Genomic DNA, 14,089 nt, shown 5'->3' on the forward strand with positions numbered 1-14,089 from the left:
GCAGGTGATACGGCGGTGAGGGCGGGCGTCCGGTCGGGCGCCCGCCCTTTCTCACGCGCCCTTCCTCATTCGCAGGGCACGTGGGCCGACTCGGGCAGCGCCCGGAGGATCCCGGCGCGTTCGCGGGCGACCGAGCTCTCGCCGACGACCACGTAGTCCGCGACGGACGATCCCTTCTGCACGCCCACCAGGACGTGCTCGCCCTTGTGCAGGCTCTTGATGGCGGCGCCCTCCTCGAGGACGACGGTGACCTGCCCGGCGGTGTTCTCCGGCTTGTACGCGCGGGTCACGTCCAGGGTGATCCGCTGTCGGCCCGACGTGCCGTGCACCCAGGCCGTCCTCTCGACCTCGCCCTCGACGACCAGACGGGCGCAGGCGAGAAAGCCGGGGCTGGTGAAGGGGGAACCCGCCGCGGAGTCCGCCTCGGAGCTCACCGCCTTGTCGCCCGCGGAGTCGCTGGTCGCGTCGGCCCCGCCGCCGGACTGTGCCAGCAGCCAGCCCATCCCCACCAGGACGGTCCCGGCGGCGGCCACGGCCACGGTGGCGAAGGCGAACCTGCGCACCCGCCGCAGGTCGCGGGGTGCCCGTACCGCAACGGGCTTCTTCCGCGGCTGCTCCAGGTCGGCCAGCGCGTCCCCGATGAGCCCCAACTGCTCGCGCAGCAGCGCCACATCGGCCTCGGCCTCGCGGAACTCGGTCATGAACGTGTCGTCGGTCCGGACCCCCGGTGCGGGAGACTCCCCCGTGATCGCGGCCATGAGCGCGTCGGTGTCGTTGTGTTCGGCGGTCATCTCACACCACCTCGTCCTCGTGCAGGCGGGTGCGCAGGGCCCGTACCGCCGTGTGCAGTCTGCTCTTGACCGTGCCCTCGGGGATGCCGAGTTCGTCGGCGATCGAACGGACCGGCAGATCGGCGAAGAACCGCAGGACGAGGACCTGGCGCTGGGAGTCGGGCAGCTCGTCCAGGCCCTGGGCGACGGAGAGGGAGAGCACGCTGGTGTCCTCGCCCGAGGGGTGCTCCAGCTGGCGCAGGGACGCCAGCCGCTCGCCGATCCGCTCCTGGCGACGCTTGGCGCGATGCCAGTCCATGGCCAGGTTGGAGGCGACGACGGCCGCCCACGCGGACACGTCGCGCGGGGCCTCGTCGCCCTTGGCCGCCCGCTCCAGGAGCCGCAGGCGGACCTGCTGCACCCCGTCCGGCAGGTCCGCCTGCGGTACCCCGCCGAGCGCGAGCACCGCTCTCACCCGGCGTTCCTGAGCCGCGTCCAGAGGATCACCGTGATCGTCCCTCTGGGCACGGCGGGCCTTTCTGCGCAGCACAAGCCACCCCCCTCACCACGTTTCCTCTACGACGCCGGCGGGCCCGGAAACGTTCGGCGCGGGCCCGGGAAATTTTCTGGAGGCGTACGTCACACCACGCGGCCGGCGTCCCATTCCTCGGGCATGCGCGGCAAAGAATTGGACAGGCTGACCCGGGTCGGCCGCATGATGGAAACGCCGCAGACGTACAGGAACAGGTAAGGGAGTCGCTGTGAGGGTCGGAATCGTCGGAGCCACAGGTCAGGTCGGCACGGTCATGCGCAGCATCCTCAAGGAGCGGAACTTTCCGGTCACCGAGCTGCGTCTGTTCGCCTCGGCCCGCTCGGCGGGGACGGTCCTGGACGGGGTGACGGTGGAGGACGCGGCGACCGCCGACTACTCCGGTCTCGACATCGTGCTGTTCTCGGCGGGCGGCGCGACCTCGAAGGCGCTGGCGGAGAAGGTCGCCGCGCAGGGCGCGGTCGTGATCGACAACTCCTCGGCGTGGCGCAAGGACCCGGCCGTACCCCTCGTGGTCTCCGAGGTGAACCCGCACGCGATCGTGGACCGGCCCAAGGGCATCATCGCCAACCCGAACTGCACGACGATGGCCGCGATGCCGGTGCTGAAGCCGCTGCACGCGGAGGCCGGTCTGGAGGCGCTGGTCGTCGCCACCTACCAGGCGGTGTCCGGTTCCGGTCTCGCCGGCGTGGCGGAGCTGCACGGGCAGGCGCAGAAGGTCGTGGCCGACGCGGACAAGCTGACGCACGACGGCAGCGCGGTCGACTTCCCCGAGCCGCAGGTCTACAAGCGCCCGATCGCCTTCAACGTGCTCCCGCTCGCCGGCTCGATCGTCGACGACGGCCTGAACGAGACCGACGAGGAGCAGAAGCTCCGCAACGAGTCCCGCAAGATCCTGGAGATCCCGGAGCTGAAGGTCTCCGGCACGTGCGTCCGCGTCCCGGTCTTCTCGGGCCACTCCCTCCAGGTCAACGCGCGCTTCGCCCGCCCCATCACGCCGGAGCGCGCCACGGAACTGCTGGGCGGCGCCCCGGGCGTGGCCCTCTCCGACATCCCGACCCCCCTCCAGGCGGCCGGCCAGGACCCGTCCTACGTCGGACGCATCCGCGCCGACGAGACGGCCGAGAACGGCATCGCCCTCTTCATCTCCAACGACAACCTCCGCAAGGGCGCGGCCCTGAACGCGGTCCAGATCGCGGAGCTGGTGGCGGCGGAGCTGAGCGCGTAGCGCGGGGCACGTACGCGGAAGGGGCGCCCACCGATCGCCGGTGGGCGCCCCTTCGTCTGTTCAGAGCGCCAGATGCCGCCGCAGGGCCGCGTCGATCTCGGCCATGCGCTGCCGGGGCACCGAGCCGATCGTGCGCAGCAGCCGCTCCGGCGCGAGCGCCCGGATCTGCTCGCACTGGACCTTGGAGTCCTTGGGAAGACCGCACTCCGCCGCGGGCAGCAGCACCTGGAAGGGGTACACCCGGGACGTGTTCGAGGTGAGCGGCACGAGTGTCACGACGCCCTGTCCCGTGCGCGCCACCGCCGCGTTGGCACCGTCGTTCGACACGATCACGGCCGGACGCGCCTTGTTGGCCTCGCTCCCGCGCGCGGGCTCGTAGTCGACGAGGTAGATCTCACCGCGCTTCATCGGTCAGTCCGTCTCCCGAGAACTGATCCCAGAACGCGGCGTCCTCGCCGGCGTCCCACTCGGCGAACGCCGCCGCGTACTGCCCTTCCAGCTGCGACTGCCGCAACAGCTCGATGGCGGCGTGTATCACCGCGGATCGGGACTCGGCCTCCTTCTGGACGGCGTACTCGTCAACGAAAGCGACATCTTCCTCCGGAAGACTCACACTGATCTTCATACCCCTACGGTACCTCAGGTATGACCAGCTTGCCTACTAGATGCCCTACCCTCGGTGCACCTCGTACAGGAAGCAGCCGTACTCCACGGCCCGGACGTGGACCAGTGCCACGGACGGGTCGTCGAAGGCGTCTCGGAAGGCGTCGTCGTCCGGGGTCTCGACCAGCCGGCCGCCCAGGATCCGCCCGTCGGCGGAGTAGCGGCGCAGGACGCGGTGGGCGTTCGCGAAGGGGTACCCGGAGCCGGCCGCCGGCCCCGCGCAGTCGTCGGCGTGGACGAACACCGGCCCCTGCTCGTCGTAGGCCCCCGGCTCCGCGCCCGTCTCCGCCGCCCAGCGGCGCAGTGGGGCGTACGAGACCAGGGCGATCCGCTCCCCCGGCTCGCTGCGGCGGAGGCAGCAGCGGAGGGGGGCGCCGCCCTCCTCGTCGAGCACGGGAACCATTCGGGCGCCCGCGTCGTCAGCAGAGCGCAGCTCCTTCAGGACCGTCGGGTCGACGGGTCGTGCGGTGTAGGTCGTCATGACTCCAGGCTCGCGCTCGGCCCGCCCGCTCACCGGCGGGAAATGGACATCGCGTTCCCGTCAGGTCCCGTGGAAGGATGGCGCAACCCACACATAACGAGGAGATGACCGCGTGCCTGGCACAAACCTGACTCGCGAAGAGGCGCGGCAGCGGGCGAAGCTGCTGACCGTTGACTCGTACGAGATCGATCTCGACCTCTCCGGCGCGCAGGAGGGCGGTACCTACCGGTCCGTGACCACGGTGCGCTTCGATGTCGCGGAGGGCGGCAGCGAGTCGTTCATCGACCTGGTCGCCCCGGCGGTCCACGAGGTGACGCTGAACGGCGAGCCGCTGGCGCCCGCCGAGGTCTTCGCGGACTCCCGGATCGCGCTGCCCGGCCTGCTGGAGGGTCGCAACGTCCTGCGGGTCGTCGCGGACTGCGCGTACACCAACACCGGTGAGGGCCTGCACCGTTTCGTCGACCCGGTCGACAACCAGGCCTACCTCTACACCCAGTTCGAGGTCCCGGACGCCCGCCGCGTCTTCGCCTCCTTCGAGCAGCCGGACCTGAAGGCGACCTTCCAGTTCACCGTGAAGGCGCCGAGCGGCTGGACCGTCGTCTCCAACTCGCCGACGCCCGAACCGAAGGACGACGTCTGGGTCTTCGCGCCGACGCCGCGCATCTCGTCGTACATCACGGCGCTGATCGTCGGCCCGTACCACTCCGTGCACAGCGTCTACGAGAAGGACGGGCAGAGCGTGCCGCTCGGCATCTACTGCCGGCCCTCGCTCGCCGAGTTCCTCGACTCCGACGCCATCTTCGAGGTCACCCGGCAGGGCTTCGAGTGGTTCCAGGAGAAGTTCGACTACCAGTACCCGTTCCAGAAGTACGACCAGCTGTTCGTGCCGGAGTTCAACGCGGGCGCGATGGAGAACGCGGGCGCGGTGACCATCCGCGACCAGTACGTCTTCCGCTCCAAGGTGACGGACGCCGCCTACGAGGTGCGCGCGGAGACGATCCTGCACGAGCTGGCCCACATGTGGTTCGGCGACCTGGTCACCATGGAGTGGTGGAACGACCTCTGGCTGAACGAGTCGTTCGCCACCTACACGTCGATCGCCTGCCAGTCCTACCACCCGGACTCCCGGTGGCCGCACTCGTGGACGACCTTCGCCAACTCCATGAAGACGTGGGCCTACCGGCAGGACCAACTGCCCTCCACCCACCCGATCATGGCCGAGATCAACGACCTCGACGACGTGCTCGTCAACTTCGACGGCATCACGTACGCCAAGGGCGCGAGCGTCCTGAAGCAGCTCGTGGCGTACGTCGGCATGGACGAGTTCTTCGCGGGCGTGCAGGCGTACTTCAAGCGCCACGCCTTCGGCAACACCCGCCTGTCCGACCTCCTCGGCGCCCTGGAGGAGACCTCGGGCCGGGATCTGAAGGCCTGGTCGAAGGCCTGGCTGGAGACAGCCGGCATCAACATCCTGCGCCCCGAGATCGAGACCGACGCCGACGGTGTCATCACCGCCTTCGCCGTCCGCCAGGAGGCCCCGGCGCTCCCGGCCGGAGCCAAGGGCGAGCCGACCCTGCGCCCGCACCGCATCGCCGTCGGCCTGTACGAACTCGACGAGGACACCGGCAAGTTGGTGCGCGACGAGCGCGTCGAGCTGGACGTGGACGGCGAGTTGACGGCCGTACCGCAGCTGGTCGGCAAGCGCCGTCCGGACGTGATCCTGCTCAACGACGACGACCTGTCGTACGCCAAGGTCCGCCTGGACGAGCAGTCGCTGGCCTTCGTCACCGAGCACCTCGGCGACTTCGAGTCCTCCCTCCCCCGCGCCCTGTGCTGGGCCTCGGCCTGGGACATGACCCGCGACGCCGAACTCGCCACCCGCGACTACCTCTCCCTCGTCCTGTCGGGCATCGGCAAGGAGTCGGACATCGGTGTCGTGCAGTCGCTGCACCGCCAGGTGAAGCTGGCGATCGAGCTGTACGCCGACCCGTCCACCCGCGAGGCGCTGCTGACCCGCTGGACCGACGCGACGCTGGCCCATCTGCGGTCCGCCGAGCCGGGCGGCGACCACCAGCTGGCGTGGGCCCGGGCGTTCGCGGCCACGGCCCGTACGCCGGAGCAACTGGACCTGCTGGACGCCCTGTTGGAGGGCACGCAGACGATCGAGGGCCTGGCCGTCGACACCGAGCTGCGCTGGGCGTTCGTGCAACGCCTCGCCGCGGTCGGCCGGTTCGACGAGGCCGAGATCGCCGGCGAGTACGAGCGGGACAAGACGGCGGCCGGTGAGCGGCACGCGGCCAGCGCCCGTTCGGCCCGGCCGACCGCCGAGGCGAAGGCGGAGGCCTGGGCGTCGGTCGTCGAGTCCGACAAGCTGCCGAACGCCGTGCAGGAGGCGGTCATCGGCGGCTTCGTCCAGACCGACCAGCGCGAGCTGCTCGCGCCGTACACGGCGAAGTTCTTCGAGTCCGTGAGCGGGGTCTGGGAGTCGCGTTCGCACGAGATGGCCCAGCAGATCGTGGTCGGCCTCTACCCGTCGATCCAGGTCTCCCAGGACACCCTGGACCGCACGGACGCCTGGCTGGCCTCGGCCGAGCCGGGAGCGTCGCTGCGCCGCCTGATCTCCGAGTCCCGCGCGGGCGTGGAGCGGGCGCTGAGGGCGCAGGCGGCGGACGCGGCCGCTTCGTAGGCGGTTCCGCTACGGCCATGAGGGGCGCCCGGCGATCCGCCGGGCGCCCTTCGCCGTCATCCCGGGAACATCCCGCCGGTGACGTTGACGAACGTGCCGGTGATGCTCGCCGCGTGGTCCGAGGCGAGGAACACGGCGGTCGCGGTGATCTCGGCCAGGGTGGGGTTGCGGCGGGTCATGCGCAGGCTCGACAGATGGCCGAGGATCCCCTGGATCGCCGCCTCGTTGAGGTCCGGGTTGACCTTGCCGAGCTTCTCGATCGTGAGCGTCTCGGGGATGCCCGCGGCCCACAGGCCGACGGCGCGCACTCCGCGCGGGCCCAGCTCCATCGCCAGGTTGCGCACCAGGCTGTCGGTCGCCGCGTCGGCGGGGCCGGTGCCGCCCATCATCGGACTGCCGTGCGCGGAACCGCTGTTGAGGGTGAGGACGACACCGGAGCCGCGCTCGGCCATACGGCGGGCGGCGGCACGGGCGGTGATGAAGTTGGCGCGGGTGCCGTTGATCACCGGCCGCAGGAAGTCGTCGACGGGCATCTCGGTGATCGCCGTCCCCTGGACGTCGCCGCGCGAGACGAGGTTGAAGGACACGTCCACGTCCCCGACACGGGCGAGGTGCTCCTCGACGGCCGCCTCGTCGAGCGCGTCGACGACGGCCACCTCGGCGTCCTTGATGTCGGCGGCCACGGCCTCCAGCGTCTCCCGGGTGCGTCCCACGAGGTGGACCCGGGCGCCCTCGGCGGCGAAGGCACGGGCCACGGCCGAGCCGATGGAGCCGCCGGCGCCGTAGATGATCGCGGTCTTGTCGGTGAGCAGCATGGTGATCTCCTGAAGTGGTGTTCGTTGACACCGATACAGACGCACACCACCGGGATCAGTCATCGGTCAGAGTTTCAGCGGCAGTCCGAAGGCCGGGAAGAGGTGCGGCTCGAAGGACATGACCTCCACGATCCGGTCGTCGGCGTCGAAGCGGAGCACGTCCAGGACCTGGGCGCGGTAGACGTTCGTGCCGGGCCTGCGGACGTAACCCCCGGACGCCAGCTGGCCGTTGGCGCGGGCGGGCAGAGCGCGCCAGTGGCCGAAGAACATCGGGGAGGCCGGGTCGAGGCTGGGCCGGAGAAACTCGACGAGGGCGTCGCGGCCGGTGAACCAGAAGGGGTTCGGCGGCATGGTGAGCGTGACGTCCTTGCTGAGCAGGTCGGTCATCGCGGCGAAGTCGAGGCGTTCGACGGCGGCCATGTACCCCTGGAGGACGGCGCGTTGGGCGTCGGTGGGCGCGGCGGCGGTCCAGTCGCCACGGCGGTCGGGCAGGTGGTCGCGGAGGGTGGGGCGGGCGCGCTGGAGGGCGCTGTTGGCGGAGGCCACGGTCAGGTCGAGGGCCTCGGCGGTCTCGGCGGCGGTGAGGCCGAGCACGTCCCGCAGGATCAGCACGGCGCGCTGGCGGGGCGGGAGGTGCTGGATGGCGGCGAGGAAGACCAGCTCCAGGGTCTCCTTGCCAACGGCGGCGGCCTCGGGCTGCTCCTCCGCCGAGGGCAACTCGTCGTCGGGATAGGGCTGGAGCCAGGTCAGCCGGGCCGGGGCCTCGCCGGTGCCGTGGTTCATGCCGGGGATGGGCTCGTAGCGCTGCGGGCGACGGGCGGTACGGCGCTGGAAGTCGAGGCAGGCGTTGGTGGCGATCCGGTACAGCCAGGTCCGCGCGCTCGCCCGCCCCTCGAAGGCGTCCCGGGCCCGCCAGGCCCGCAGGAAGGTCTCCTGCACGAGGTCCTCGGCGTCGTCGTACGAGCCGGACATGCGGTAGCAGTGCACCTGGATCTCACGGCGATGGGTCTCGGTGAGCGCGGCGAAGTCGGTCTCGGTGAGGGCGAGTTGGGGGGCGGGGGTGTGCGGGGCCGAGGTCTTCGTCGCGGGGGCTTCCGTCACGGGGACTTCCGTCACGGAACCCGGCGTGACGGATTCCCGTGCGGTGTCCCGGGCCGTGCGGGCCACGCGCCGGAGGCGGGCGACGGACGACGACAGTTCCGTCACGCCGGAGTAGAAGACGGAAGGCGGCTGCGGCACCAGCTCCTCCACCTGCCGCCCGATCTCCTTGATCAGCCCGTGCACACTGACCCCGGCGTCCCCCTGCCGCTCCCGGTAGGCCTTCTGCCGGCAGGCGGCGGAACAGTAGACGGAACTCCGGCCCGTACGACCGTTACGAGCGGGCAGCGGCTTCGCACAGACCGCGCAGACGTCGGCGACCACGGGCACCTCCGGGAAATGCGTCACGCGGGGACGAGGTGACGCTATCGCGAGGGGAGGCGGGCGGAGGCGTCGCCGTCGGGGGAATCGCGTCGCGGGGGTGTCACTGCCGCGGGGCCGGTCGGGATCACTGCCTGCACGGAGGCGGTGCCGCCGGCGCGGCGAGGTACTGCCGACGTCACCAGGTCGGTGCCGCCGTCGCGGGGGCTGTGCCCCGGTCGCACGGCGGTAGCGCCACGGAAGTCGGTACCGCCGAGGCACCGCGACGCCGTCAGGAGCGCCCCGCCACCGGCAACCGCACCTGGCAGCCGGCGGCAGCTACGTCGGTTCCGGCCCCGTGAGATGGCTCCGGGCCGCCTTGCGGAACGCGGTGACCAGGCGGCCCCGGTCTCCCGCGCGGGTGGCCAGGGCGACCTGGGCGGGGGCCACGCCGGTCAGGGGGACGACCGTGAGGTCGGGGCGCATCGCCCGGCCGCGCGGGTGGGCGGTGATGGCCACGGCCCGGCCGTCGGCGACGACCTCGAACTTGTCCTCCAGGGCGCCGACGACGGGCCCGTCGGGTGCGCGGCCGCCGTCCGGGCGGGGTTCCAGGCGCCAGAAGGCCTCCCACGCGGGATCGGCGCCGGGGATCCGGGGCAGCGGTTCGTCGGCGATGTCGTCGACGGTGACGGACTCCTTGCCGGCCAGCCGGTGGTCGAGCGGGAGCACCACGACCCGCTGCTCGTCGTAGAGGACCGTCACCTCCAACCCGGCGCTGGGCAGCGGCAGTCGGGTCACGACGGCGTCCACGCGGTGGTCGAGCAGGGCCTCACGGGACTCGCCGAAGCCCAGGTGCCGGGTCTCCACCTCGGCATCGGGGTGCCGGTGACGCAGTTCGCGCACCGCGGGGGTGACGATCACGCCCGCGGTGTAGCCGACGGTGATCAGGGTCGGCCGGGCGGCGGCGCGGGCCTGCGCGGCGGCCTGGGCCGCGGAGTGCAGCAGCGCCTCGGCGTGCGGCAGGAACACCTCGCCGGCCTCGGTGAGCCGGGTGCCCCGCGGGGTGCGGTCCAGGAGCCGGGCTCCCACCTGCTGTTCCAGGCGCCGGATCTGCCGGCTCAGGGACGGCTGGGTGGTGTGCAGCGCGTCGGCGGCCCGGCCGAAGTGCCGGTGCTCGGCCACGGCGGTGAAGTAGCGGACCAGCCGGAGGTCCAGGTCGAGATCGGGGGTGCCGTCCGAGAAGGGCATGCTCCCACCGTACCGCCACGGCCTGGAGTGATGCCCGAAACGTATTGCGCCATGCGAAACAGGCTTTGGACGTGGACGGGCGCCCCTTCGGACGATGGAGGCACGGCACCTCCTTCTCCACGGAGGCGCGGCCCCACCTTTCCTCCGAAGGACACACCATGCGCGTATTCGTCACGGGCGCCACCGGCTTCATCGGTTCCGCCGTGGTCCGCGAACTCCTCACCGCCGGTCACCAGGTCACCGGCCTCGCCCGCTCGGAACGGTCCGCCGCGGCGCTGGTGGACGCCGGGGCCGAGGCGCTGCACGGAAGCCTCGACGACCTCGACAGCCTGACCAAGGGCGCCGCGTCCGCCGACGCGGTCGCCCATCTGGCGTTCATCCACGACTTCTCGGACTTCGAGGCGTCCTGCGCGGCCGACCTGCGGGCCATCGAGACGATCGGCGCCGCGCTCGAAGGCTCCGGCAAGCCCTTCGCGATCTCCTCGGGAACGGCGGGGCTGCGGCCCGGCCACATCGTGGCCGAGGACTACACGCCGGAGGGCGAGTGGTTCGGCTCGCCCCGACTGCGGTCGGAGATCACCGCCCTGGGCCTCGCCGACCACGGGGTCCGCTCGTCCTCCGTCCGCTTCGCGCCCACCGTGCACGGCCGGGGCGACCACGGCTTCGTCCATCTGCTGATCGAGATCGCCCGCGCCAAGGGCTTCTCGGCGTACGTCGGTGACGGCGCCAACCGCTGGCCCGCCGTGCACCGCCTGGACGCGGCCCGGCTGTTCCGGCTGGCGCTCGAAGAGGCCTCGGCGGGCACCCGGGTGCACGCGATCGCCGAGGAGGGCATCGCCTTCCGGGACATCGCCGAGACCATCGGCCGCCGGCTGGACCTGCCGGTCGACGGCGTCTCCCCCGAGGACGCCGACGCCCACTTCGGCTGGATCGGCCGCATCGCCGCCCTGGACATCCCCGCGTCCAGCGAACTGACCCGCGAGCGCCTGGGCTGGGAACCGACGGAGCCCGGTCTGATCGCGGACCTGGAGGAGGGGCACTACTTCGGCTGACGGGCGACGACAGAGACGGTGGCAAGGGCAGTAGGAGAGGCAGTAGCAGGGGCGGGGGTGGCGACCGGGACAGTTGCCGCGCCGGCCGCCTTCCTCACCGGACCACCCCGCCCCGCCCCCAACTGCCCCGCCACCGTCGCCCCGAACGCCAGCGCCATCCCGGCCAGTTGGACCGGTGTCAGCGCCTGTCCGAGGGCCGACCAGCCCACGATCGCCGCGGTCAGCGGGGAGAGCGGGCCGAGGAAGGTGACCTGCGTGGCGGTGAGGCGGCCGATGCCGCGGAACCAGAGCCAGTACGCGAGGGCCGTGTTGGCGAGGGCGAGATAGAGGTAGCCGCCGATCGCGCGGCCGTCGAGCGCCGGCGGGGCGCCCTCGACCAGGAACGCGAGCGGGGCCATGAGCAGGCCGCCCGCGGTCAACTGCCAGGCGGTGAGCGCCAACGGGCCCACGCCCTCGGGCCGGCCCCACTTCTTGGTGAGCACCGTGCCGGTCGACATGGAAGCGGTCGAGGCGACGGCGGCCAGCACGCCGACGGGGTCCAGCGCGCCGGCCGCCTTCAGTACGACCAGACTGACGCCGAACGCGGCAACGGCCCCGGCGACCAGCGCCCGCCCTGTCGGCCGCTGCGCCAGCAACAGCGCCGAGAGCCCGATCACGAACAGCGGCCCCACCGAGCCGACCACCGCCGCCATCCCGCCGGGCATCCGGTACGCGGACAGGAACAGCAGCGGAAAGAACGCGCCGATGTTCAGGGCACCGAGCACCGCCGCCTTCGCCCACCAGATGCCGCGCGGCAGCACCCGGGCCAGCGCCAGCAGGACAAGACCGGCGGGCAGCGCGCGCATCAGGCCGGTGAACAGCGGCCGGTCCGGCGGCAGGAACTCCGTGGTCACGGCGTAGGTCGTGCCCCAGGAGACGGGGGCGAGGGCGGTGAGGACGGTGAGCACGGGCAGGGTCGGACGCCGGCTTGCGGTGGCCATGGGACGCACCCTTCGAGATAGGTCGATGCTAATTAGCTTAGCGCTAAGCGACTTACCGTCAAGCCACTTTCTTGCGGCCGATCGACCCACGGCGGATACTCGACCCATGACCCACAAAGACCCCGTCGACGCGATCGTCGAGCAGTGGGCGGCGGTGCGGCCCGATCTCGACACCGCCGCGATGGAGGTCTTCGGGCGGATCTTCCGGCTCTCCCGGGAGATGGGCGACCGCATGGAGAAGGCGTACGCGCCCTACGGCATCGCCCGCGGCGAGTTCGACGTGCTGGCCACCCTGCGGCGCTCCGGCGCGCCGCACACCCTCTCGCCCCGCCAGCTCTCGGCGACGCTGATGCTCACCACGGGCGGCATGACCGGCCGCCTCGACAAGCTCGAACGGGCCGGCCTGCTCCGCCGCTCCCCCGACCCGCACGACCGCCGCGCCCTCCAAGTCACCCTGACCGAGAAGGGGTTGGACATCGTCGACCGCGCGGTCGCAGCCGGTCTCGCCGTCGAGGCGGAGGCCCTGTCCACCCTCGACGGCGAACAGGCCGGCCAACTGGCCGACCTGCTCAGGGAGTTGCTCGCGGGGACACAGAACACCCAGCGGTAGCGGGCCCGTTCGGCCCAGTCCAGCCCCGCCCGGACCCGTCAGCCCACGTGCGCGGCGAGCGCCCGCTCGATCGCCGGCGCGTCCGCCGAGTCCGCCGCCCAGGCCACGTACCCGTCGGGCCGCACCAGCAGGGTCGTACGCCGCCTGCTCGCCCAGCGTTCCACGGCGAGCAGGTCCTTGCGGGCGCCCTGGTCGTCGTACCCCTCGCGCCCTTCGTCCGGTGTGATCAGTACGAACCGGCCGCCGCGCAGAGCCTCGTAGAGGCGGCCGCCGTCCTTCAGGGCGATGTCCGGGGCGCGGGTGCCGGTGAGGCGGTGGGCGCCTCGGGGCGACGGGTAGGCGTAGCCGAGGCCGGAGACCTGGGCGAGGGCCTTGCGCTGGACGGGGCGGGCCACGTTGACGAAGGCCGAGACCAGGCCGCGGACGGCGCGCAGCACCGGGCTCTGCGCGCGGGCGAGCCGGACCAGACCGCCGCTGCTGCGCAGGACCGCCTTGCCGACCGGGTGCCGTTCGGACTGGTAGGTGTCGAGGAGGCCCTCGGAGGCCCGGCCCTGGACGGCCGCGGCGAGCTTCCAGCCGAGGTTGGCCGCGTCCTGGAGGCCGGTGTTCATGCCCTGGCCGCCGGCCGGGGAGTGGACGTGCGCCGCGTCGCCCGCGAGGAAGACCCGGCCGACCCGGTACTCGGGTGCCTGGCGTTCGTCGCTGTGGAAGCGGGAGAGCCAGCGGGCGTCGTGCATGCCGTGGTCGGTGCCCAGCGCGCGCCGGGTGACCTCCTTGATCTCGTCGAGGTCGAGCGGGGCGTCGTCGGCCACCTCGTTGCGGCGGTTCCAGCCCATGACCCGGTACCAGCCGTCGCCGAACGAGGCGATCATCGCGAAGGCGTCGCCAGCGCCGTTGACGGTGAGCACGCCCTCGGGTGGTTGCGCCAGCCGCACGTCCGCCAGGAACAGCGACTTGATGACGGAGACACCCGGGAAGGGCAGCCCGACGGCCCGGCGTACGGCGCTGTGGTGGCCGTCCGTGCCGACGACGTAGGCGGCCCGCCGGGTAGCGTCCGTGCCGTCCGCGCCACGGACGTCGAGGTCGACCCCCTCGTCGTCCTGCCGCAGCCCCACGACCTCGGCCTCGTACTCGAACGCGACCCCGGCCTCGCGCGCCCGTCGCTCCAGCAGCCGCTCGACCTCGTACTGCGGGGTGATCAGCAGGAACGGGAACCGGGACGGCAGCGTGCCCAGATCGAGCGTGAGCCGGCGGAAGAGGCGCAGGCCGGTGATGGTGTCGCCGGTGGCGAGCAACTGCTCGGCCAGTCCGCGGGCGTCGAGCTGCTCCAGGGTGCGGGCGTGCACACCGAAGGCCCGGGAGAGGTTGCTGAGTTCGTGCGGGCGCTTTTCGAGAAGGGTGACGCGGACGCCGGCGGTGGCGAGGTCACCGGCCAGCAGCAGACCCGTGGGGCCGGAGCCGACGACGATGACGGGGGTAGTGGTACGCATGGTGGCCTCCTGATGCCAACGCCTGTTTGCCAACACCTGTTGACATTAACGAAGATAGGCCCGCGTCGGCACCAAGTCAACACTCGTTGGCAAACACATGTTGGCCTACACTCGTAGG

Annotated in this window: 14 protein-coding genes; 4 read left to right on the forward strand and 10 right to left on the reverse strand. The window is 71.9% G+C overall.

Features of this window, described 5'->3' with window-relative positions; translation table 11 throughout:
* Positions 1–65: 65 nt before the first annotated feature.
* On the reverse strand, positions 66–791 hold the full coding sequence (locus ACIP6U_RS23805) for a hypothetical protein (RefSeq protein WP_401721163.1): 726 nt from the start codon (positions 789–791) through the stop codon (positions 66–68).
* A 1-nt stretch (position 792) separates the two neighbouring features.
* Complete coding sequence (locus ACIP6U_RS23810; protein WP_123999994.1) at positions 793–1,320, reverse strand: sigma-70 family RNA polymerase sigma factor; 528 nt, start codon at positions 1,318–1,320, stop codon at positions 793–795.
* Between the two features lie 211 nt (positions 1,321–1,531).
* Here ACIP6U_RS23810 and ACIP6U_RS23815 point away from each other — a divergent pair, with 211 nt between their 5' ends.
* Positions 1,532–2,548, forward strand: coding sequence for an aspartate-semialdehyde dehydrogenase (locus ACIP6U_RS23815; protein ID WP_401721167.1), 1,017 nt, complete (start codon positions 1,532–1,534; stop codon positions 2,546–2,548).
* Between the two features lie 60 nt (positions 2,549–2,608).
* Here the strand turns inward: ACIP6U_RS23815 and ACIP6U_RS23820 are convergent, their stop codons facing one another.
* From ACIP6U_RS23820 to ACIP6U_RS23830, 3 genes are read right to left on the reverse strand one after another with little or no spacing between them, the layout of a single operon-like run.
* A complete protein-coding gene (locus ACIP6U_RS23820) occupies positions 2,609–2,956 on the reverse strand; it encodes a type II toxin-antitoxin system PemK/MazF family toxin (protein ID WP_401721170.1) in 348 nt (115 codons plus the stop codon).
* Complete coding sequence (locus tag ACIP6U_RS23825; protein ID WP_401721173.1) at positions 2,943–3,173, reverse strand: type II toxin-antitoxin system ParD family antitoxin; 231 nt, start codon at positions 3,171–3,173, stop codon at positions 2,943–2,945. Before ACIP6U_RS23825 ends, ACIP6U_RS23820 begins: the two co-directional genes overlap by 14 nt.
* A 45-nt stretch (positions 3,174–3,218) precedes the next feature.
* Positions 3,219–3,692, reverse strand: a complete 474-nt coding sequence (locus ACIP6U_RS23830; protein WP_401721176.1) for a DUF1203 domain-containing protein — start codon at positions 3,690–3,692, stop codon at positions 3,219–3,221.
* Between the two features lie 112 nt (positions 3,693–3,804).
* Here ACIP6U_RS23830 and pepN point away from each other — a divergent pair, with 112 nt between their 5' ends.
* The gene (gene pepN / locus ACIP6U_RS23835) at positions 3,805–6,378 is read left to right on the forward strand and encodes an aminopeptidase N (RefSeq protein WP_401721179.1); all 2,574 of its coding nucleotides are present in this window, start codon (positions 3,805–3,807) and stop codon (positions 6,376–6,378) included.
* A 56-nt stretch (positions 6,379–6,434) separates the two neighbouring features.
* Here the strand turns inward: pepN and ACIP6U_RS23840 are convergent, their stop codons facing one another.
* The 3 genes from ACIP6U_RS23840 to ACIP6U_RS23850 form a co-directional block, all read right to left on the reverse strand.
* Positions 6,435–7,193: an SDR family NAD(P)-dependent oxidoreductase gene (locus ACIP6U_RS23840; RefSeq protein ID WP_401721181.1), complete on the reverse strand. Its 759-nt coding sequence runs from the start codon at positions 7,191–7,193 to the stop codon at positions 6,435–6,437.
* Between the two features lie 66 nt (positions 7,194–7,259).
* A complete protein-coding gene (locus tag ACIP6U_RS23845; RefSeq protein WP_401721502.1) occupies positions 7,260–8,615 on the reverse strand; it encodes a sigma-70 family RNA polymerase sigma factor in 1,356 nt (451 codons plus the stop codon).
* A gap of 315 nt (positions 8,616–8,930) precedes the next feature.
* The gene (locus ACIP6U_RS23850; protein ID WP_401721184.1) at positions 8,931–9,839 is read right to left on the reverse strand and encodes a LysR substrate-binding domain-containing protein; all 909 of its coding nucleotides are present in this window, start codon (positions 9,837–9,839) and stop codon (positions 8,931–8,933) included.
* Between the two features lie 158 nt (positions 9,840–9,997).
* Here ACIP6U_RS23850 and ACIP6U_RS23855 point away from each other — a divergent pair, with 158 nt between their 5' ends.
* Positions 9,998–10,891 carry an SDR family oxidoreductase gene (locus ACIP6U_RS23855; RefSeq protein WP_401721187.1) on the forward strand — a complete coding sequence of 298 codons (894 nt, stop codon included), beginning with the start codon at positions 9,998–10,000 and terminating at the stop codon, positions 10,889–10,891.
* On the opposite strand, the gene ACIP6U_RS23860 is transcribed toward ACIP6U_RS23855, so the two are convergent.
* Entirely contained in the window at positions 10,879–11,871 is a 993-nt protein-coding gene (locus ACIP6U_RS23860; RefSeq protein WP_401721189.1) for an EamA family transporter, read from the reverse strand. The genes ACIP6U_RS23855 and ACIP6U_RS23860 overlap by 13 nt on opposite strands.
* Before the next feature lie 106 nt (positions 11,872–11,977).
* Here ACIP6U_RS23860 and ACIP6U_RS23865 point away from each other — a divergent pair, with 106 nt between their 5' ends.
* Positions 11,978–12,481, forward strand: a complete 504-nt coding sequence (locus ACIP6U_RS23865) for a MarR family winged helix-turn-helix transcriptional regulator (RefSeq protein ID WP_401721192.1) — start codon at positions 11,978–11,980, stop codon at positions 12,479–12,481.
* Positions 12,482–12,519: 38 nt separating this feature from the next.
* Here ACIP6U_RS23865 and ACIP6U_RS23870 read toward each other — a convergent pair whose 3' ends face one another.
* On the reverse strand, positions 12,520–13,971 hold the full coding sequence (locus ACIP6U_RS23870; protein WP_401721195.1) for an FAD-dependent monooxygenase: 1,452 nt from the start codon (positions 13,969–13,971) through the stop codon (positions 12,520–12,522).
* Between the last annotated feature and the right edge of the window lie 118 nt (positions 13,972–14,089).

It is taken from the genome of Streptomyces sp. NPDC088794 (genome assembly GCF_044750545.1).
In the GTDB taxonomy this organism is placed as follows: Bacteria; Actinomycetota; Actinomycetes; order Streptomycetales; family Streptomycetaceae; genus Streptomyces.